At 71.3% G+C, this 18042-nt stretch carries 16 protein-coding genes; 7 read left to right on the plus strand and 9 right to left on the minus strand.

Translation table 11 applies throughout. The features are described from left to right. The coding region (locus AC1DXT_RS13945; protein ID WP_477061911.1) for a M23 family metallopeptidase at nt 1-500 on the plus strand (500 nt) is incomplete at its 5' end. Between the two features lie 17 nt (nt 501-517). Here AC1DXT_RS13945 and AC1DXT_RS13950 read toward each other — a convergent pair. Genes AC1DXT_RS13950 through AC1DXT_RS13965 form a run of 4 tightly spaced genes read right to left on the minus strand, consistent with a single transcriptional unit; the run spans nt 518 to nt 2928 of the window. Continuing rightward, nucleotides 518-871 carry a PRC-barrel domain-containing protein gene (locus AC1DXT_RS13950; protein ID WP_477061912.1) on the minus strand — a complete coding sequence of 118 codons (354 nt, stop codon included), beginning with the start codon at nt 869-871 and terminating at the stop codon, nt 518-520. Further along, entirely contained in the window at nt 858-1250 is a 393-nt protein-coding gene (locus AC1DXT_RS13955; RefSeq protein WP_477061913.1) for a hypothetical protein, read from the minus strand. The genes AC1DXT_RS13950 and AC1DXT_RS13955 overlap by 14 nt, the downstream gene beginning before the upstream one ends. Further along, nucleotides 1247-2476, minus strand: a complete 1230-nt coding sequence (locus AC1DXT_RS13960) for an NRAMP family divalent metal transporter (RefSeq protein ID WP_477061914.1) — start codon at nt 2474-2476, stop codon at nt 1247-1249. Before AC1DXT_RS13960 ends, AC1DXT_RS13955 begins: the two co-directional genes overlap by 4 nt. Further along, a complete protein-coding gene (locus tag AC1DXT_RS13965; RefSeq protein WP_477061915.1) occupies nt 2473-2928 on the minus strand; it encodes a hypothetical protein in 456 nt (151 codons plus the stop codon). The genes AC1DXT_RS13960 and AC1DXT_RS13965 overlap by 4 nt, the downstream gene beginning before the upstream one ends. A 97-nt stretch (nt 2929-3025) precedes the next feature. Here AC1DXT_RS13965 and AC1DXT_RS13970 point away from each other — a divergent pair, with 97 nt between their 5' ends. Next, nucleotides 3026-3535, plus strand: a complete 510-nt coding sequence (locus AC1DXT_RS13970) for a metallophosphoesterase family protein (RefSeq protein WP_477061916.1) — start codon at nt 3026-3028, stop codon at nt 3533-3535. 229 nt (nt 3536-3764) lie between these two features. Here AC1DXT_RS13970 and AC1DXT_RS13975 read toward each other — a convergent pair whose 3' ends face one another. Continuing rightward, the gene (locus AC1DXT_RS13975; protein ID WP_477061917.1) at nt 3765-4160 is read right to left on the minus strand and encodes a hypothetical protein; all 396 of its coding nucleotides are present in this window, start codon (nt 4158-4160) and stop codon (nt 3765-3767) included. 140 nt (nt 4161-4300) lie between these two features. Here AC1DXT_RS13975 and AC1DXT_RS13980 point away from each other — a divergent pair, with 140 nt between their 5' ends. Then, the gene (locus AC1DXT_RS13980; protein ID WP_477061918.1) at nt 4301-5947 is read left to right on the plus strand and encodes an FAD-dependent monooxygenase; all 1647 of its coding nucleotides are present in this window, start codon (nt 4301-4303) and stop codon (nt 5945-5947) included. A gap of 20 nt (nt 5948-5967) precedes the next feature. On the opposite strand, the gene AC1DXT_RS13985 is transcribed toward AC1DXT_RS13980, so the two are convergent. The 4 genes from AC1DXT_RS13985 to AC1DXT_RS14000 all read right to left on the minus strand — a co-directional run bounded on the left by AC1DXT_RS13985 (nt 5968) and on the right by AC1DXT_RS14000 (nt 13325). Then, nucleotides 5968-6270 (minus strand): thioredoxin family protein, encoded by a 303-nt coding sequence (locus tag AC1DXT_RS13985; protein WP_477061919.1) that lies wholly within the window; start codon nt 6268-6270, stop codon nt 5968-5970. A gap of 70 nt (nt 6271-6340) precedes the next feature. Further along, nucleotides 6341-9064 carry a tyrosinase family protein gene (locus AC1DXT_RS13990; RefSeq protein WP_477061920.1) on the minus strand — a complete coding sequence of 908 codons (2724 nt, stop codon included), beginning with the start codon at nt 9062-9064 and terminating at the stop codon, nt 6341-6343. Nucleotides 9065-9204: 140 nt separating this feature from the next. Next, nucleotides 9205-11964, minus strand: coding sequence for a helix-turn-helix transcriptional regulator (locus AC1DXT_RS13995; protein WP_477062286.1), 2760 nt, complete (start codon nt 11962-11964; stop codon nt 9205-9207). Nucleotides 11965-12194: 230 nt separating this feature from the next. Further along, complete coding sequence (locus tag AC1DXT_RS14000) at nt 12195-13325, minus strand: alpha/beta fold hydrolase (RefSeq protein ID WP_477061921.1); 1131 nt, start codon at nt 13323-13325, stop codon at nt 12195-12197. A 359-nt stretch (nt 13326-13684) separates the two neighbouring features. Here AC1DXT_RS14000 and AC1DXT_RS14005 point away from each other — a divergent pair, with 359 nt between their 5' ends. The 4 genes from AC1DXT_RS14005 to AC1DXT_RS14020 all read left to right on the plus strand — a co-directional run bounded on the left by AC1DXT_RS14005 (nt 13685) and on the right by AC1DXT_RS14020 (nt 18001). After that, nucleotides 13685-14641, plus strand: a complete 957-nt coding sequence (locus AC1DXT_RS14005; protein WP_477061922.1) for an alpha/beta fold hydrolase — start codon at nt 13685-13687, stop codon at nt 14639-14641. Nucleotides 14642-14778: 137 nt separating this feature from the next. After that, entirely contained in the window at nt 14779-15264 is a 486-nt protein-coding gene (locus AC1DXT_RS14010) for a hypothetical protein (RefSeq protein ID WP_477061923.1), read from the plus strand. A gap of 93 nt (nt 15265-15357) precedes the next feature. Next, nucleotides 15358-17073 carry a SulP family inorganic anion transporter gene (locus tag AC1DXT_RS14015; protein ID WP_477061924.1) on the plus strand — a complete coding sequence of 572 codons (1716 nt, stop codon included), beginning with the start codon at nt 15358-15360 and terminating at the stop codon, nt 17071-17073. 25 nt (nt 17074-17098) lie between these two features. Further along, nucleotides 17099-18001, plus strand: a complete 903-nt coding sequence (locus tag AC1DXT_RS14020) for an isocitrate lyase/PEP mutase family protein (RefSeq protein WP_477061925.1) — start codon at nt 17099-17101, stop codon at nt 17999-18001. The last annotated feature ends 41 nt before the right edge of the window (nt 18002-18042 follow it).

An 18042-nucleotide genomic window follows, 5' to 3' on the forward strand; every position in this document is an offset into this window, starting at 1 on the left:
CCGCCGCAGAGGCGGCCGGGCGGGAGCCGCCACCCCCGCCACCACCGCCGGCGCCGGCGCCGGTCCAGCCCCCGTCGGGATCGGTGTCCGGAGCCCTGTTCGCCAACCCGACCTCGATCAACCCGATGTACGTGACCTCGGAGTACGGCATGCGGCTGCACCCGATCCTGGGCTACGTGCGCCTGCACGCCGGCATCGACCTGCGCACCGGGTGCAACACGCCCCTGTACGCGCCGCGCGACGCGACAGTGCTCTGGTCGCAGTGGCGCAACGGCTTCGGCAACCAGGTCATGCTCGACTACGGGACGGTCGGGGGGAACTCGGTGATGAGCAGCTCCAACCACCTGACCCGCTCGGTCGTCAGGGCAGGTCAGGGCGTCGCCAAGGGGCAGCTGATCGGCTACTCCGGGAACACGGGCCTCTCCGGTGCATGCCACCTGCACTTCGAGGTCTACGTGAACGGGTCGACCGTCAACCCGCGACCTCTGCTGGCCCGCTGAGCGACGGTCCCCGCTCCTCAGGCCCGTGAGGCGCGCGCGCCCGGCAGGTCGGGCGCGTACCTGCGGTGTCCCGGGCGCAGCACCACGGCGTCCCGGCTGACGGCCTGGACGTCCTCCCAGTGCACCAGGAACGTGCCACGGTGCCGCCAGGCGAACCACCGGGCGAGCACCGCGGGGGCGTTGACGCCGGTGCGCTCGTAGCCGAGGAACGACGTGCCCGTGCGTGGACTGACCAGCAGACCGTGCAGGCGCAGCGCCGCGAGGAGTCCGTCGACAGGGCCGTCCATGACGAGGCGGACGTCGACGACGTACCCGAGCGCGCGGCCGTCGGCGTCGCGGACCGGGGAGTCGAGCAGGTCACCCAGGATCATGGCTGCCCCCAGGGATGCGGCGGATGACGTGGTCGCGGACCCATCGCTCCTGCCAGGTGACGTCCAGCTCGTCGCCGTGCACCCCCAGCCGGACGGTGGTGCCCACGTCGGCGACGTGTGCCCAGCGGATCCGGTGCCAGCGGGATGGCGGTGGTCTCCCACCGAAGATGCGCGTGGCCAGCACGGCCCCGCTCAACAGCGACGTCACGACGACGGTCTGCCTCCCGTCGGGGAGGTCGGCGCCGTCGACTCCGTGCAGCTCGAGGTCGTCGACCGTGCACACCGGGACGCCGTCGACGTCGAGGACCTGCCGGTCGAGCAGGTGCAGGCGCGCGTCGAGCGCGAGTCCCCGGAGGTGCTCGTCGGGGGGAAGGCTCACGATCCGGCTCCCGTCGCGATCATCAGAGGGATCGCGGCGACGGACGCCGCCACGATGATCACCAGGTACACCAGCGCCAACCCGTTGGTGACCCGGCCGTTGACGTGCTCGCCCATGTACTCCGGATCGTTCGCCACCACGAGGATCGGCAGGTAGGTCAGCGGCAGGGCGATGGCGGAGAAGACGACCGAGAACTCGGTGACCTTGATGGGGTCGACGCTGGTCATCAGCACGCCGGCAGCCACCAGGATGCAGACGATCATCGTCAGGTGGAACCGCGCGGCCCGGGCCGGCCGCCGGAACTTGCCCCACGACCAGCCCATGAACTGCGCCAAGGTGTACCCGCTGGACAGCGACGTCTCCAGGGCGGCGCCGAACGTCGCGGCGACGATCCCGACGATGACGACGGCGAGGGCCAGCTTTCCGCCGGCGAGCGCGACCGGCAGCACGATCTGCGAGAGCGACGAGACCTCGATCCCGGCGGGTAGGAACACGATGGCGGCGCACGCGGCGATGGCGATCGACAGCACCCCGCCGAACGGGAAGCCCACCAGCACGTTGAGCCGCGACTGCGCCAGGTCCTTGACGGTCCACCGTTCCTCGACCGCGCCGGAGGAGAAGAAGAACACCTCGTACGGCGTCATGGCGGCGCCGAACAGGGCGATCGCGTAGTACCAGTACACGGCGGGGCCCTCGGTACCAGGGACGCTCGGGTGGAACGCCTGCTCGGCGAGCTCGCTCCAGTCGGGGCCGAGCTGGAAGACCGCGACCGCGAACACGACGAGCGTGAGCCCGACGATCCCGGTGACGTTCTCCATGATCGAGAACTTGGTGCGCCACACCACCAGCCACAGCGCCAGGGCTGCCACGGGGATCCACAACCGCGGCTCCACGCTGCTGGCCAGCTGCAGGGCCAGCGCGATGCCGCCGACCTCGGCCGTCAGCGTGAGCAGGTTGATGAGAAAGCTCGCCGCCAGGTTGGCGCCGGCCGCCCGCGGTCCCAGGCGTTCGCGGATGATCTCGAAGGTCGCCCGCCCGCTGACGGCGGCCACCCGCCCGGACATGCTGGCGAACAGGCAGATCCCCACGACGCCGACGCCGACGACCCAGGCGAGCGAGAGCCCGAAGCGGGACCCGACGACCGCGTTGGTGACCATGTCCCCGATGTCCAGGAACCCACCGATGGCGGTGAGGATGCCCAGCGCGAGCCCGAGGATCTTCTTCACGATCCGCCCGCCGTCTCCAGCGTGGCGGCGATCTCGTCCAGCCGGTCCGCGCTGGCCCCGAGTGCGGCGGTCGCGTCCGACAGCGCGCCGGTCCCGTTCGCCCAGGCGCGTGCCTGCGCCACGGCCGTCTGCGCCGACTGCACGGCGTCGAGAGTGTCGATCTGCCAGGCGGAGCCTGTGCCGTTGCTGGGGACGAAGGTGGCGACGGCGTCGGATGCCTCGGCGAGAACGTGGATCGAGTCGATCAGCGCGGTGTCGGCAACGGGGGCCGACGTGCGGTCGTCGCCGAGCAGCCGCACCGACAGCTGCGCGGTTCCGACCGCGGAGGCAGCCTGGGCCACGGGCTCCGCGAGCGCGCGGGCCTCGTCAGCCTCGGTCGCCGCCGAACCCGTCGCGCAGCCCGCCGCGACGGCGACTGCGACGAGCGCGGCAAAACCGCGGATCGCCTGCATGGACGCATCGTCGCGTTCTCCGGCTCGAGCCGCACGGCGAACGGCGAACGCCGTGCTCGCGAGCCTGCGCGTGATCCGAAGGCGACAGAATCGGAGCATGCGCCTGGTCCTGCTCGCCGACACCCATATCCCGCGGAGGGCGCGCGACCTGCCCGGCGTCGTCTGGGACGCGGTGGACGACGCCGACGTCGTGGTGCACGCCGGCGACTGGGTGTCCGACGAGTTCTCCGACGTGCTCAACCGGCGGGCCCGCCGGATGGTCGGGTGCCACGGCAACAACGACGGTCCCACCCTGCACCGACTGCTGCCGAGAGTCGCGCGTGCCGACCTGGACGGCGTTCGGCTCGGCGTCGTGCACGAGACGGGACCGGCCGTCGGCCGCGAGCACCGGTGCGACGTCGCGCACCCGAACCTCGACGTGCTGGTCTTCGGACACAGTCACATCCCGTGGGACTCGGTCACGCCGGCAGGGCTGCGCCTGCTGAACCCCGGATCGCCGACGGACCGCCGGCGTCAGCCGTTCGCGACGTTCATGACGGCGCAGATCCGACAGGGCGCGCTCGTCGACGTGGAGCTGCACCAGGTCGACCGGCCGTCTCGCTCTTGACCCGACCGGCCGTAGCAGGCGCCGGAGCTGACCCGCCTGACGATCACCGTCGACTTCGAGGGTCACGGCATCGGGCGCCTGCTCGTCCCGCTCGTCGTCCGACGGCAGGCGGCGGCGGAGATGCCGGCGAACCTCCAGGTCCTCAACAGCCGCCTGAAGCTGCCGCACCCCTGATCGATAGCCCGTCCTCGGCACGCGGAGGCCGTGACCCCGCCGCACCGCTCGTCCGTCAGCCGGTGGTGGTGCTCCAGCTGGTGACCTGCTCGCCGACCGCGGCGGCCAGGGCTTCCAGATCGCGCCGCGTCTGACGCCGTGATCTCGCTGCCCGCGCAGCGCCGGCGATGCCTCGCAGCTCGACATCGGACTCGGCCGTCAGGACGACCACGGTCTCGCGGGCGCCGCGTGGAATCAGGTGTGCAGACACTCGGTAGTCGACGTCGTTCCACGCCCCGTACCCGCTCGCGGCCTCCGCGGGGGAGAGGGTGTCGAGCGTGACGTCCGCGTGTGCCAGGTGCCAGACGGTGGCGTCGGTCGCAGCGCCGGCGGCGGTCGTGAGGGCGCGCCACGCGACCTCGGGGTTCACCGGGATCTCGATGCTCGCGGAGGTCTCCTTCGGCACGCCCATGGGTCCATCATGCGCCCGACGATCGGGGTGACGGTGGCCCCGGCTGCGTCGGCGATCGCCCGCACGCTCTGGCACCGTGGCGGTCACTGTGTCGTGCGCAATCCGTACCTGCACCTCGGCTCGGTGGTTACGTTGCTCGTGTGAGCGATGAGGGCGAACCGCTCGGCGCAGCGTCGGTCGAGGTCCTGGTGGTCGGCGCCGGGCCCACCGGCCTCACCCTTGCCGCGGAGCTGGCGCGTCGTCACGTCCGGGTGCGCATCGTCGACCGCCAGCTCGACCGCGTCCGAGAGTCACGGGCGCTGGCGATCCAGCCGCGCACCCTCGAGGTCCTCGCCGGGCTTGGGGTCACCGACGAGCTCCTCCGACGCGGGGATCGCGCTGTCGACGTGCTCATCCACTTCCCCCACAAGGTGGTGCGGTTCCCGCTGTTCGACATCGGGGTCCCGGACACCCGCTACCCGTTCCTGCTCTTCCTCTCCCAGGCCGAGACGGAGCAGGTGCTCGGTCAGCACCTGAACGCGCGTGGGGTACGGCTCGAGCGGGGAGTGGAGCTGGTCGCGCTCGAGAACGGCACGCAGGCCGTCACCTGCACCCTGCGAGACGGTGCGGGACGAGAGGAGACCGTCGTCGCGCAGTACGTCGTCGGCTGCGACGGTCCGCGCAGCGCGGTTCGCACCCACGTCGGGATCCCGTTCACGGGCAACGTCTACCCACAGACCTTCGTGCTGGCCGACCTCGAGGCCGACGGGATCGAGAGGGGAGCCGCGCACGCGTTCCTCGGCACGTCGGGGATGCTGTTCTTCTTCCCGCTCGGCAGGCCGACCACCTGGCGCATGCTGGTGATGCGACCCCCTGGCGACGCGGGCCGCGCCGACGATGACGTGACCCTGTCGGAGCTCCAGGCCCTCGCTCACCGCTACACGGGTGGGCAGGTGCGGTTGCGCGACCCGGTGTGGATGACGAACTTCCGGCTGCACAACCGTGGAGCCGCGCACTATCGCGCCGGCCGGGTGTTCGTTGCCGGGGACGCCGCGCACGTGCACAGCCCGGCCGGGGCGCAGGGGATGAACACCGGGATCCAGGACGCGGTGAACCTCGCCTGGAAGCTCGCGCTGGTGACCTCCGGTCGCGGGAGGCCAGCCCTGCTGGACACGTACGAGTCCGAGCGGGCGCCGGTCGGACGCACCGTGCTCCGCTTCACGGACCGCGCCTTCACGATCGCAACGTCCCCGAACGCTGCGGTGGTGTTCGCGCGAAGCCGTCTCGCCCCGGCGATGCTGCCTGTGCTGGTGCGTGTCCGCGCCGGTCGTGCGGCGGCGTTCCGGACCATCTCCGAGCTCGGCATCCGCTACCGTCGCAGCCCACTCTCGGTCGAGGCCCCCCGATCCTCCCGTCGCGCGAGCCGTGCCGGCGATCGACTCCCCGACGCGCCACTCGAGCTCGACGGCAGGTCGACGACGCTGCACGAGGCCACCGCCGGGGAGTGGTTCCACCTGCTCGTCCACGGACCGTCCGACGTCCGAGGTCCCGACATCGACGACGTCCTCTCCTCCGGACGCGGCACGGTCGCCGTCCATCGCCTGAGCACGGTCGCCGCGCCGCACGTCCTGCACGACGCGTCGGGTCGAGCCCACAGGCTCCTGGGCGTGAGCGGCTCGCGACCCGGTCACGTCCTTGTTCGCCCGGACGGGTACGTGGCATACCGCGGCGGCGGCGACATGAGCGGACTGCGGGAGTACCTCGACGCCTGGTTGACCCAGGTGCGGGGTGACGGAGGGCGCCGCTGACCCGGCCACCTCGGGATGGTTCATCGCAGCACGGCCACCAGCTGCTCCACGGTCGGAGAGCCCGCAAGCCCGTCAGGGGTGGTGAAGAGCCGGCACGCCGGACCCCCGACCCTCGCGCCCGGTGCTCCGAACGGATCACGACCGTCGACGAGGACCGTCGGCGATCCCGCGAGTCCGGTCGTCGCGGCATCCTCGGCCGTGTCCACCTGCACGTACGAGATCGACTGGTCCGCACGACCGACCGCGGCCAACGCCAGTCGCAACCGCTCGTCGGCCAGGCGCCAGTGCGGGCACCGGGCGACGTACAGGAGCTCCACCTCCACGGGGTCATCGTCGCACCCACCCCTTCACGGACCCGTAGCGGCACCGGGCGATGCGTCCGGGGCCGCGTGGTCAGCGGTGGTCGGTGCAGTGGGCACGGATGCAGCGACGGAGCTCCTCGGGCGAGATGTCGTTGCGCTCGAGGAACTTGGCACCGACCTCGGTGAGGCAGTCGAGCAGGTCGCACAGGTCGCGGCCCTTGCCGCCGCCGGGGTCGTCGGTCGGGGTGCTGGGCCGGTCGCCACCGCGGATGGCGACGGCGGTGAGCAGCTGCTCGCGGGTGAAGGCGCTGCCGCGCATGGTGAGCCCGTCGGCGACGACCCTGACCTGGTAGGTACCCGGCAGGGGAGTGGCCAGGGTGCCGGTGAACAGGCCCCCGGTGGTCTCGGCCAGGGTGAGCATCGAGACGCCGGTGGGACCGGTGACGTGCGCAACCACGTGTGCTCGGTGTTCCACGGGCAACCCGTACTCGGTCAGCGCGGCGTGGATGGTCGCCGTGCTGCCGGGTTCGATGCTGGGCTGCTCGAGGCTCGCCGCGAGGCGCAGGTTGGACGCGGAGTAGACGTTCACCGAGTACCGCGCGCCATGAGCGGCGGCCCGCGCGAACGCGATCCTGCCCTCGTCGTCGTCGCGACTGCGCAGGCGCTTGAGGACCTTCTTCCAGGCGCCCTCGTCGATCGTCAGGATCGCGTGCCAGGTGCCCTCGTGGGCGCCCGCGCCGACGGGCACCGGGAGGTTGGTGCGGTAGTAGCGCATGTCGTCGCCGGCCCCGGCAGTGACGCCGACCCCGGACGCCGTCGCGGGGTCGATGATCGTGCCGTCCGGGGTCTCGAGCACCATGTCGATCACGGGCAGGTCCTCCAGCAGGACCACGGTCGCGTCGATGTCGGCCTCGTTGAGCACGAACGGGATCCGCAGCGTGTCGCCGGGGGGCAGGTACCCGGAGGGGTCCACCACGATGGCGGTGTCCGTGACGCCGGCGAGGATCTGCAGGAAGTACTTCGTCAGCCGGAAGTACTCGTCGGTGCCCGGCGTGAGCACGCCCGTGAGCAGCAGGTAGCCGCCGGTGTTGTTCGCCAGCTTGCGCAGCGCGGTCGTCGAGACCTGGGCCTCGTTGCCGAGCCCGATGGCGAACGTGCGCTGGTCGATGCTCGCCGTCACGCTGTCGATCGTCGCGTCCCGGTTCTCCAGGCCGTCGGTGAAGACGATCAACGCCTTGTGCTGGTAGTCGGTGGCGGGCACCGCGCTCAGGACGTTGCGGGCCATGACGACGCCGTCGCCGATGGAGGTCGCGCCGGCGAGGTTGGTGTGGTGGTCGCCGATCGCGGAGAGCGCGATGACGCGGTTCGGGTCGAAGTCGCCGCCAGGCCCGATGAGCGTGACGCCGAGCCCGGGGAACGTCGGGTCGGCGACCGGGTAGGCGTCGGTGTCGAACCGGATCAGGCCCAGACCGTTGCCCGCCTGGATGAGCTGGCCGAACCGGCCGGCGGCCTGCTTGAGCACCTCGATACGGGTTGCTCCGGAGGTCCCCGCCGGGTCGTCCATCGACCCCGACTGGTCCAGGGCCATCATGACCGCGACGGTGGGCCGGGGGATCGAGTTCCCGGTGAGGTCGAAGACGAAGTCCTGGCCGGTCTCGACGCACCGGATCGTCGTGGTACCGGTCGGGGCGCTCGTTCCGGCCGCGCCGCCCGTCATGCCGAACCAGATCCTGGCCTCGGTGTAGGGCACGAGGGCGTGCGGCACGGTGACCTGGCCGCCAGGGGTCAGGACGAGGTAGGGGCTCGCCGGCGCGACGATGACCTCGAAGGTGACCGCGTCGCAGGAGTACACGCGGAAGACCGCCGCGCGAGCGGTCGTCTCGCCGGTCGGCACGTCGTTGAAGGTGATGTGGCTGCCCGGATTGACCACCTCGAGCAGCGAGACCTCGGGCACCGTGTCGTAGCACGGCGGAGCGACCATCGAGGGGTGCTTGTAGGTCTTGACGACCTGCTGGTTGTCCGGCGGTGCCCACGGGCGCAGCTGGAGCGACGGGTCGGCGACGTTGCCCGCCCACGGCTCCACGGGTCCGTTCAGACCCGGGTCAGCGCTGTCGCCGGCGTACACCGTGGCGGGATTGAGCCGTTCGGGGTGTCCTGCCGCGGTCTGCCACATCGAGTACAGCCGGTCGACGTTGGAGTGCAGCAGGAACACGAACGGGTCGTGGAACGAGTAGTGCGCCTGGGTGAGCGTGCCGCCGATGAACCCGTGCGCGTCGCCGTGGACCTGCTGGATGTTGTCGTTGAAGATCTCCCAGGTCGCCGACCCGACGACGGTCGCGTCCGACAGACTCACCGGGGAGGCCGACAGGGTGGTGCTGCCGCCGTTGACCGAGCGCCAGATGTGGGTGTGGCCACCGCCCTCGGTCGACTCGAAGGCGCCCAGCGGTGCCCCGGCGTCGCCCTGGGAGTCGCCCATGAACGACGTCGTGAACAGGTTCGCCCGGCCGTCCGCGGTGCTGCGGGGGTCGACGCTCCAGTTCCAGTAGTGCAGCGACAGGTCGGGGTCGACCTCGCGGATGAGCTGCTCGAACCGGTTGACGATCTCCCGGTGCCAGGGCACGAAGCCCGGTCCGCCGTGCACGTTGACGCCCGAGAGGTGGGCGTTCTTGTGGATGTCCTCCTGCTTGTCCCAGAAGGTCACGCCGTCCGGGTAGATCTTGCTCGTGTCGAGCGTGAGGATCGCGGCGACCAACCTGTCGCGTTCCGCCTGGGAGACCAACGCGATGTCCCGCCTGATCCCGTCGCCGATTGCCATGACCGACCTCCCCCGTGAAGTCGACGGCCGCACTGGTCGTCAGCGGGAAGGAGCGCGCCCGGGAATCCCGAGATACCGGCTAGCCCTCACGCGGCGTCGCCGCCAAGGCGTTGACGGCCACTGGCGCTGGGCGGTCGACCCTACGAGGCCGGCAGTGCCGCCAGCCCCGCACCGGGGAGTGCGGAGTTCAGCTCTCGACGGGAGCTCACGCGCAGCTTGGTGAAGACCTTGCCCAGGTGCCACTCGACGGTGCGCGCACTGAGGAAGAGCCGAGCTCCGATCTCCGGGTTCGTCAGACCGTCGCTCGCCAGCTGGGCGATCTGCGCCTCTTGGAGGGTGAGACGGTCTCGCGTCTCCACGGTCCGGCTGCGCGCTCTCTCCCCGGTGGCGAGAAGCTCGCGCCGAGCGCGCTCGACGAACGCGTCCATGCCGATCGTGGTGAGCATCTCGTGGGCGGTGCGGAGCTGGTCACGGGCGCTGACGCGCTGGCCCCGGCGCCGGAGCCACTCGCCGTAGAGCAGGTGGGCGCGAGCGAGCTCCGGTCGGAGCTGTGTCCGGCTCAGGCGTGCGATCGCTTCTCGGTACGAGGACTCGGCCGCGTCACCATCGCTCAGTAGGGCACGGGATCGCGCATGGATCCCGAGTGCCCAATCGGTCTCGCATCCCTCGATGTGCTGCCCGAGTCGACGGAGAGCGTCGCTGGCCAGATCTGCGTGGTCTGTCCGCGTGGCAGCCTCGATGAGCTCGCTCAACGCCCACGAAGCAACGTGTAGCTCGGGTGTGCTGTCGCACGCCGCCACGGCCTCCGTGCGCGCCTCGTCATAGCGGCCGAGTCCGTTGAGGAGCACGGAGCTCGCCCAGCGCGCGTACTGGACGGCGGTTCCCTGTCCGCCGACGGTGGCGTGGGCGACGACTCCCGCGATGAGATCGGAGGCGAAGGCCTCGTGGCCGCGTGCTCCCGCGAGGGCGAGCGCAGCGTGTGGGGCGATGCGGGTGTTGGTCGCCTCCTTGATGGTGTCCACTTCGGCCACCAGCAGCGCCGCCCGCGAGAAGTCACCGCCGGAGACCGCGGCCTGACCGCACGCGTTGTCTGCGACAGCCAGGACCTCGAGCGCCCCTGCGTCGCGGGCGAGTCGAACAGCCGCCGTGCCGATCTCGAGCCCGCGGTCGTAGTCCCAGATCAGGTTCGCCGCTCGGGTCGCGAGCCACCCCCACCGAAGCACCTCCTCCTCGGAGACGTCGCGACTCGCGAACGCAGCGACCGCACGCCGTAGCGCGGGCACTGCCGCCGGACGTCCGTCGGAGAAGACCAACGCCAAGCCGTCGAGGAGCAGATCGCACGGAAGAGGAGAAGGCACAGGCTCGGGCGCGGTCGCCACGGCGCGGGAGACGTCCAGGAGGCTGCCGCCCTCACCCGCCAGATGGCCGGCGAAGAGCGCTGCGGCCCACGCGTCGAGATAGGTGTTGCGCGACAGGCGTACGTCGAGGGTCTCGAGCTTCCGAGCTGCCCTGAGCAGGAGCAGCGAAGCCTCGCCCCCGCGGTTCTGGGCGAACGCGACCTCGGCGTTCAGCCGATCGACGCGGGCTCGAGAGAGCTCGTCGAGTGGTCCGGTCTCCGCTGCGGCCACCAGCCGGGACGCCGCGTCGAACGCGCCGGCTTGCAGACTCGCCTGGGCCGCGGCCAACGCGCGATCGGCCCGCAGCGTGGGCTCCCGCGTCAGCGCGACCGACCGCTGCAGAAATGCGGCGGCAGCGGCGAGTCCACCGCGAGCCCTGGCCCGTCCGGCCGACCGCTCGAGCTCGGCGGCGATGACGTCGTCGGGACCGAGCACGGCCTGAGCGCGGTGCCAGGCCCGACGATCGGGGTCGATCTCAGGATCGGTGGCCGCGGCCAGTGCTCGATGTGCGTTGCGGCGTTCCGTCGGCGACGCTGCCCGGTAGATCGCCGAGCGCAGGAGGGGGTGACGGAAGCCCACGCGTGCGTCGATCTCGATCAGGTCGTCCGCCTCGGCCGGCGCCGCCGCGTCAACGGGGATACCGAGCTCGGACACTGCGCGCCAGAGCAGGTTGGGATCACCGACCGGTTCCGCCGCCGCCACCAGCAGCAGGCGTTGCGTCTCGTCCGGGAGAATCTCGATCCGGCGGCGATAGCTCGCTTCGATCCGGCTGGGCACGGTCACCTTGCCCGGGACGGAGAAGCCGCCCGCGACGGCAGCTGACGACTGCCCACGCGGGAGCTCCAGCAGGGCGAGCGGGTTGCCGTGCGCCTCGGCGATGATCCGGCCGCGTACCGACGCATCCAGCGGTCCGAGGCTCGAGGCAATGACCAGGCGTGCCGCGTCATCCTCCGACAGCCCTCGGAGGCGCAGTTCCGGCAGGCCCTCGAACTCGCTGGGGGAGTCCCCGTCGCGCTCGGCAAGAACGAGGACGACCGACTCCGCGTGAAGACGCCTCGCGACGAACGAGAGCACCTGGGCCGAGGACCGGTCCAGCCACTGGGCGTCGTCGACGAGGCAGACGACCGGCCGCGCTTCAGCGTGCTCGGCGAGCTGGCTCAGCAGGGCCAGCCCCACGAAGAAGCGATCAGGCGGCTGGCCCGAGCTCAGGCCGAACGCCGTCTCCAGGGCCTCGCGCTGCGGTGCGGGCAGACGCCCGAGGCCATCGAGGAGCGGTCGGGACAGCTGATGGATAGCCGCGAACGGCAGCTCCATCTCCGACTCGATACCGACCACCCTGACGACTCGACAGCCTGTGCTGCGGACCGCCAGGTACTCGAGCAGCGCGGTCTTGCCGATGCCGGCTTCGCCGCGTAGCACCACAGTCCGGCTGTCGCCTGCCCGCGCAGCTTCGAGATGGGCGTCGAGCTCCGCGCACTCGCTCCCGCGGCCACGCAACTGCATCACGACCCGCTGCTGTGACACCTGTCACTCCTCTGGCCGCCGTGTGCCGTTGCGTGGCGTCTGCCAGAGCATATTCCCGTGCGGCGCGCGACCGGAGGAGCGGGCCTGCTGGTCGCGCAGCCATCCTTCGCGTCCGGTGGAGGTGCGGTCACCCGGGGCGAGCAGCGGGGACCGACGGCTCGATGCCTGGTCGGTCCCCGCAGTCCAGCGGTGTTCGCCCTGGGGTGATGTCAGTCCGCTCCCTTCTCCGCCGCGCCGTACGGCACGAGGAACTCGGTCAGAACGTCGAGCAGCTCGCCCGGGGCTTGCTCGGCGACCCAGTGCCCGGATCCGGGGAGAACCGCGGTCGTCACGTCGGTCGCGGTGAGCTCCATGCCATGCCCGACAGCGTCGCCCCAGCTGTTCTCTCCGCCGACAGCGAGGACGGGGATCGTCAGCTTCGTGGCCTGACGCACCGCACGGTTCTGGTTCACGGTGGCGTCCCAGTCGCGGTAGAGCCCGAAGCTCGTCCGCAGGACGTCCCTGTTGCGGGTGTAGAGGTCGATGTAGTAGTCGATCGCCGCGTCAGGCAGTGTCGCCCCGCCGCCTTGGATGGAGTACTCGTAGCGGTAGAAGGCGTCGGCGTTGCTGCCGACCATGTCGAGGATCAGGTCGTTGTCGACACGGTTGAACGGAATGTGCCACAGCTTGTCGTTGAGCTGGTCGGGAACGAACATCGGCGGCGCTGGGGGCTGCGCGAGATCGCCGACTCCGGGAGGACCGGGAATCTCCGCGAAAGCAAGGCGCTCGACCCGGTCGCGGTGGTCAGCGGCCAGGGCATAGGAGACGACGGCGCCGGTGTCGTGGCCGACCACGGCGAACTTCTCGTGGCCGAGCTTCGTCATCAGCGCAGCGAGGTCGTCGGCGAGCGTCGCCGCGTCGTACCCGCCTGCCGTCCCCTCGGACCGGCCGATACCGCGCTGGTCGACCGCGATGACGGTGTAGTTCTTGGCCAGCTCCGGCATCACCAGGCGCCAGGCGTACCAGGTCTCGGGCCAGCCGTGCACGAGCAGGAGGGGCGGGCCCTCGCCGCCGATGACCACGTGCTGACGGATGTTGTTGGCCCGCACGAACCGGCTCTCGAAGACGGTCCTGAATCCGGCAGGCAGGTTCGGCGCCGTCGAGACGAGACCGATGTCGCGGGACGCCCTGACCGTGCGCGACGGCGCATCGGCTACCGCGTCGGCCGACACGGCCGTGCTGCCGAGTGCGGCGATGGCGGCGGCACAGGCGATCGCCACCAGTCGCGTTGCGCGACGCCGCCTCGTCGACGACCCGTGCGTCCGGCTCGCAGGCAGGGGCTTGAGAGAGAACTCGTCCATGGGCTTCTCCTTCAGGAACACCGACCACGGTGATCGGTATCGACGACCTTCGTCGTCGCGCCGCCGCGTCGCGCCCGGGAGCCCCCCTGTCTGCTCACGGGGCCGCCGGTGGAGGTTGCGGGGAACCCGCCTGGGCTCAGAGCTCGGTACGCCGTCTGGTGTGCTGCTCGGAATCGCGTGCGTGGTGGTGGCAGACGCCTCTGGTCACGCTGCGACACCGGTGGCCCGGGGGCTCGTTCGCTGCTCCCGGGGACTGGACCAGGGTGCTCCCTGGCGCGAGCCGGCGGTCGCGGGAGCCACGGTTCAGGTGCTGGAGCCGTCTCGGCGTCGGCCCCCAGAGAAGAGAAGGGATTCCCATCATGACCGCACTCTCGCTCTACCCGGAGTCCGAGGCCTTCGGCTCGGTCGTGCGAGCGCCCGACCTGCCGGACGGATTCACCGCGACATTCACGAGCCGCCTGATCGACGCGAACGGCATCCGCCAGCACGCGGTGATCGGTGGCGACGGGCCCGCCCTGCTCCTCGTGCACGGTTGGCCGGAGACCTGGTACGCCTGGCGCCACGTGATGCCCGAGCTTGCGAAGGACTACACGGTGGTTGCCGTCGACCAGCGCGGCCTCGGCCTGACCGACAAGCCGGAGGGCGGGTACGACGCCGCGACGCTCGCCGGCGACCTCGCGGCCCTCATGCACGAGCTGGGGCACGACCGGTTCGCCGTCGTCGGCCACGACACCGGACTCGTGATCAGCTATGCCCTCGCAGCGGACTACCCCGACCGGGTCGACCGCGTCGCGCTCGCCGAGGTCCCGGGGCCCCCCACCCCGGACCACTCACCACCGTTGTTCGCACCACGGCAGGTCAACAACAAGCTGTGGCACATCGCCTTCAACCGTGCCGGTGAGATCGCCGAGCAGCTCGTCGTGGGTCGGGAGGCGATCTTCTTCGGCTACGAGTTCGCCGTCCAGGGGGGTCAGGTCCCCGATGCCGCCATCGACTACTACGTCAAGGGTCTCGCCGCGCCCGGCGCGCTTCCCGGCAGCTTCGGCTTCTATCGCTCCTGGGACGAGACCATGGCGCAGAACGGGGCACGAGCCGCCCGCAAGCTGACGATGCCCGTCCTCGGCATCGGCTGCGAAGCGAGTTGGGGCGCATCGGTGGCCGGTGCGCTGTCGGCCGTTGCCGAGGACGTCGAGACCCTCGTCGTTCCCGGGACCGGTCACTGGGTCGCGGAAGCCGCGCCGGAAGCACTGTTGGCCGGACTGTCGGCGTTCTTGGCGCCGTTCGGCGCTCTCGCCGACTCACGCGCGATCGGTTAGCCAACCAGGGAGTCACACCGCCGCGGGCCTCGTGACACTGCTGGGAGCCGCGCTCCTGGTGCCGATGAACCCGTCGCGTCCCCGTCTCGTCTCCATTGTGAGGGGCCCGTCGTGGGCCCCCGGAGGAGGGGTTGACGATGACGACGATCCTGAGGCGCGTCGCGATGGCGGCGGCGATCGTGGCGACCGCCGGGTTGCTCGGGGCGCCCGCGGCGGTGGCCGGTGGCGAGCACGGGGGCGGTGGTGGGCGGACCGTCCTGAGGGCGGAGCTGGCCGGCAGCCTGACGACCGACCCGGTGCTGTTCCAGACGACACCGGGCGGCGCGGACTGGGTGATCGGCGACGGCCAGGCTCGGCTGCGCCACGACGGTCGGCTGGACGTCCGGGTCGAGGGCCTCGTCCTGACGTCGACCGGGGCGAACCCCATCCCACAGCTCGCGGCGAGCGTGGCGTGCAACGGGGCCGTGGTCGCGACGACGGCGGTCGTGCCGTTCTCGTCCACGGGTGACGCCAAGATCCACGCCCGGCTCGCCCTGCCGGAGCGGTGCATCGCTCCTGTCGTGCTGCTCAACCCGCGCGGCAATGCGGCGGTCTACATCGGGGTGACCGGCACGGAGGCATGAGGCCAGCAGCTCGACGAGGACCGTGGCCATAGCGGTGCGTCGGGGGACGTCCGGCCCGGGTGTCCGTCAGGTGCCCGGTCCTAGGCTCGAGAGGTGGACCGCGGGCGGGTCGTAGGGCTGCTCCCCGGCGTCGGTGTGACCCGGAGCTACGAGCGCGCGTGGCTACGACGGGACCTGGTCGCCGGGGCGACGCTCGTCGCGGTCGCGATACCTGCGGGCATGGCTTACGCCACGGCCGCAGGGCTGCCGCCGGTCACCGGCCTGTACGCGACGATCGTGCCCCTTCTCGTCTACGCGGTCGTCGGCCCGTCGCGGGTGCTCGTGCTCGGGCCCGACTCGTCGCTCGCGCCGATGATCGGGGCCGCGGTGCTGCCGCTCGCGTTGGGCGATGCCGACCGTGCCGTCGCGCTGGCCGGCATGCTTGCCGTGCTCATGGGCCTCATGCTCATCGGCGGCCGCGTGCTGCGGCTCGGGTTCCTCACCGGCCTGCTGTCGATGCCGATCCGCGTCGGCTACATGAACGGGATCGCGCTGGTCGTCATCGCCGGCCAGCTGCCCAAGCTGCTCGGCGTCGCCGTGCCTCCCGGGTCGGTCTGGGAGCACCTCGGCCAGACGGTCGCCGCGGTCGCCGACGGTCAGGTCGATGGCGCGGCGGCCGCGATCGGCGTCGGATCGCTCGCGGTCATCGTCGCGGCGCGCGCGCTGGGTGCCACCGCGAAGGGCATCGTGCTGGCGGTCGTCGGGGCGAGCGTCCTGACTGCTGCGCTCGGGCTCGCCGACCAGATCCCCGTCGTGGGCGCCCTGCCGTCCGGCCTGCCCGCACCGGCCCTCGCGGGCCTCGACCCCGCAGACGTGCTCGCGCTCGTCGGTCCGGCGGCCGGCATCGCACTCATCACGTTCGCCGACACGACTGTCCTCTCGCGCGCGCTCGGCGGCAGCCGGGGGGAGGCCGTCGACGGCAGCCAGGAGATGGGCGCGCTGGGAGCCTCGAACCTCGCGACCGGGCTGCTCGGCGGCTTTCCCGTCTCGGGGAGCGCGTCGCGCACGCCGGTCGCGGTCCAGGCCGGCGCCCGCACGCAGCTGACCGGCGTCGTGGCCGCCGTGCTGCTCGTCGTCTTCATGCTGGTCGCACCCGGCCTGTCCGAGTACCTGCCGTCGGCGACACTGGCCGCGGTCGTCATCGCAGCTGCGTCCTCGTTCGTCGACGTGCACACGCTCGTCCGCCTCGTGCGGATGAGCCGGAGCGACGCGGCGCTGCTGGTCGCGGCGTTCCTCGGTGTGGCGTTCGTCGGCGTGCTGCAGGGCATCGCCGTCGCCGTCGCCTTGTCGCTCGCGGTGTTCGTGCGCCGAGCGTGGGATCCGTACCGCGCCGAGCTGGTCAGCGTGGAGGGCGTTCCCGGGTTCCACGACCTCAGCCGGCACCCCGAGGGGGAGCGGGTCCCAGGCCTGGTGATCGCGCGGTTCGACGCGCCCCTCTTCTTCGCCAACGGCGACGTGTTCGACACCTGGGTTCGCGGCCTCGTCGCGGACGCCCCGACGCCGGTGCGCCGCGTGATCATCGCGTCAGAACCGATCACGGGCCTCGACACCACCGCACTCGACGAGCTCGTCGAGCTGGACGACCATCTCGCCGCGCTCGGGGTCGACCTGGTGTTCGCGGAGATGAAGGGCCCGGTCAAGGACCGCCTCGTGCGCTTCGGCGTCGGCAGCCGGTTCGGTGCCGACCACTTCTTCCCCACCGTGCACAGCGCTGTGCGGGCCTACCGGGCCGAGCGAGCCGGTTCGGCGGACGTGACCGACGCGGGCTGACGGCCGAAGGGCGCTGAGTCGTCGGGTGATCCGGACCCGGGTGGCAGACGCAACAGACCTCACACAGGTCGACTCGATCGGAATAGAGTGCGAGAAACCTGGCTCGTTGACGGGGTGTGGGTCGGACATGGACGAGGATCGGGTCGCCGAGTTCCATCGGCTGCATCGTGCGGGGTGCTTCGTGATGCCGAACCCGTGGGACGTGGGGAGCGCGCGTCTCCTGGAAGAGCTGGGGTTCCAGGCGTTGGCGACGACGAGTGCCGGCCTGGCCTGGACGCTCGGCCTCCCGGACGCCCGGGTCACCCTGGATCAGACGCTCGAGCATCTCCGTCAGGTCGCCGAGGCAGTGTCGGTGCCGGTCAACGCAGACTTCAAGGACGGGTACGCAGTGGATCCCGCCGGCGTCGCGGCGAACGTGAAGCTGGCCGCGGGGACGGGGATCGCCGGGCTCTCGATCGAAGACTCTTCAGGAGATGAGGCCGATCCGCTGTTCGACTTCGAGCTGGCGGTGGCGCGGGTGGCCGCGGCACGCCAAGCGATCGACGAGAGCGGCACGGGGATCGTTCTGACGGGCCGCTCCGAGGGGTTCGTCTGCGGCCGTCCCGACATCGACGAGACGATCAGACGGCTCCGTGCGTACGCAGACGTCGGCGCGGACTGCCTCTACGCTCCGCGAGTCGACAACCTGGAGCACGTGTCCGCCATCGTGGCGGCGGTGTCGCCGAAACCGGTGAACCTCCTGATCAACTCTCCGTTCACCACGGTTGCCGAGGCCGCGCAGCTCGGGGTCCGCCGTATCAGCGTGGGGGGCACGCTCGCGCGTACCGCGTGGGACGGAGTCCTGTCGGCCGCAAGGGAGATCGCGGAGCGAGGGACGTTCTCGCGGTTCGAGCGTCTACCGGACGTCGAGGCCCTGTTCGGGGACTGAGAGTGTCGACGCCCGGCGAGGGTGGACGTCGTCCCGCGGCT

The organism is Cellulomonas sp. P1_G12_2 (assembly GCF_056405535.1).

Bases quoted from the DNA above. Each gene is read 5' to 3' on its own strand.
- AC1DXT_RS13950 (WP_477061912.1), bottom strand. From the start codon at position 871: ATGATCCTGGGTGACCTGCTCGACTCCCCGGTCCGCGACGCCGACGGC.
- AC1DXT_RS13965 (WP_477061915.1), bottom strand. From the start codon at position 2,928: ATGCAGGCGATCCGCGGTTTTGCCGCGCTCGTCGCAGTCGCCGTCGCG.
- AC1DXT_RS13970 (WP_477061916.1), top strand. From the start codon at position 3,026: ATGCGCCTGGTCCTGCTCGCCGACACCCATATCCCGCGGAGGGCGCGC.
- AC1DXT_RS13975 (WP_477061917.1), bottom strand. From the start codon at position 4,160: ATGGGCGTGCCGAAGGAGACCTCCGCGAGCATCGAGATCCCGGTGAAC.
- AC1DXT_RS13990 (WP_477061920.1), bottom strand. From the start codon at position 9,064: ATGGCAATCGGCGACGGGATCAGGCGGGACATCGCGTTGGTCTCCCAG.
- AC1DXT_RS13995 (WP_477062286.1), bottom strand. From the start codon at position 11,964: ATGCAGTTGCGTGGCCGCGGGAGCGAGTGCGCGGAGCTCGACGCCCAT.
- AC1DXT_RS14000 (WP_477061921.1), bottom strand. From the start codon at position 13,325: ATGGACGAGTTCTCTCTCAAGCCCCTGCCTGCGAGCCGGACGCACGGG.
- AC1DXT_RS14005 (WP_477061922.1), top strand. From the start codon at position 13,685: ATGACCGCACTCTCGCTCTACCCGGAGTCCGAGGCCTTCGGCTCGGTC.
- AC1DXT_RS14010 (WP_477061923.1), top strand. From the start codon at position 14,779: ATGACGACGATCCTGAGGCGCGTCGCGATGGCGGCGGCGATCGTGGCG.